The organism is Zobellella taiwanensis (assembly GCF_003012795.1).
Taxonomy (GTDB): domain Bacteria; phylum Pseudomonadota; class Gammaproteobacteria; order Enterobacterales; family Aeromonadaceae; genus Oceanimonas; species Oceanimonas taiwanensis.
In genome coordinates this window covers 1-212 of the sequence record NZ_PXYH01000105.1, presented here as the reverse complement: position 1 = coordinate 212, position 212 = coordinate 1, and the positions used below count along the sequence as shown (strand labels likewise).

Sequence of the window (212 nt, the reverse complement as noted above, 5' to 3'; positions counted from 1 at the left end):
TCGCCGCAAGCCCAATGCCCCGGTTTCGCTTTGTCAGCGCTTTCAGCTTCTGCTTGAGTTTTACCACCTTCTTGTCCTGGATACGGGTGTAGTTCGTGTGGATCACCACACCCAGGAACTTCACCCCCTCATCGCTGTGGACGATGTGGGTCTTGGTGGCGTTAACCGTCAGCTTCAGCTCACCTTCCAGGTAGCTCTGGGCCACCCGTAAC

The 212-nt window shown here is 56.6% G+C and carries 1 protein-coding gene; it reads right to left on the bottom strand.

Annotation, left to right across the window (positions count from 1 at the left end; all coding sequences use genetic code 11):
- On the bottom strand, positions 1-212 hold a 212-nt coding region (locus tag C7I36_RS17525), incomplete at both ends, for a hypothetical protein (RefSeq protein ID WP_219899694.1).